Source organism: Sphingomonas sp. 1185 (assembly GCF_040544655.1).
In the GTDB taxonomy this organism is placed as follows: Bacteria; Pseudomonadota; Alphaproteobacteria; order Sphingomonadales; family Sphingomonadaceae; genus Sphingomonas.
This window is the reverse complement of the sequence record NZ_JBEPKL010000067.1, coordinates 1-1,072: the sequence shown is the minus strand read 5'-3', so window position 1 is coordinate 1,072 and position 1,072 is coordinate 1. Positions and strand designations below refer to the sequence as shown.

Here is a 1,072-nt window from a genome sequence, read left to right as displayed (position 1 = left end):
GCCACCAGCGACGCTACGCTGGCCACCACCTCTGCCGCGGGACCCTCCGGTTCATCCGGATAGATCGTCACGCTCTCGATAAGCCGCGACATGATTGATGCGGCCTGCCCGCGGACCGCAGGATCTTCCAGCGTGCTGCGCAAGGCGGCGATCCGCGCCCGAAACTGAGCCTGCAGAACGAATGGCGTTGGAAGCGGGGGTTGCGAAGCCACCCCTCTGTCGACGGTAGCATTTCGCAAAATCAGGCGGGCCTTCTCCGTCTCCCGTTCGTCGATCATGTGCCGGAGGGCAGGGGTCGCGATACCCGCAAGCAGATTTTCATATAGATTGCCGAGTTCGCGCTCGAGTTGCTGCAGACGGATCCTGGCCGTGTCAGCCTCATGGCTGTCGATCCGCGCAAGTCGCGTGGCTTCGCGCTCATATTCCGCAATGAACAGGCGTACATGGTCTTCGGTGAGCAGACGGTGTTGGATAGCCGTCAGGCTTGCCTCTTCCAGAGGCCCCTTGCGGACCGATAGCCTGTTGTCACAGGTGCCACGTTCCTTCTGACCGGCGCAGCGATAATAGTCCTTGCCGCTGATCGTGTAGTTGGACCCGCAGCAACCGCATCGGATCAGGCCGGATAGCAGATGCTTCTTGCGATTACCCTGGGCCAGCGGCAGCGACGTGGTGGTGCGCTTGCGGGCGTTCATTTCCGCCTGCACCGCCTCGAAGTCACTGTCATCGACGATGCGGAGGTCCGGGACTGCCACCTCGATCCACTCGCTGGGGTCTCGAAGCTGATAGCGCCGTTCGCGCTTTTCCGAGTCCGGATCGCGGCGCCAGTGTCGACGTTTCCAGACAAGCCGTCCCGTGTAGAGGGGGTTGTTAAGGATGCCGACCAGCTTTTTGTGGTCGCCCCGGATGGTCGAGGCATTCCACTCCCCGCCACGAGGTGCTGGAATACCCTCAGCATTCAGGCGGGTGGCGATATCGACGGACGACAGGCCGCCAGCGAACCATCGATAAATTTGGCGAACCATGTCTGCCTTTGCCTCGTCGATCGCGAGCAGCCCACGGACGAGTTCGCCTT

At 61.8% G+C, this 1,072-nt stretch carries 1 protein-coding gene; it reads right to left on the bottom strand.

Features of this window, described 5'->3' with window-relative positions; translation table 11 throughout:
* On the bottom strand, positions 1–1,072 hold a 1,072-nt coding region (locus ABIC44_RS19615), incomplete at both ends, for a recombinase family protein (protein ID WP_354297098.1).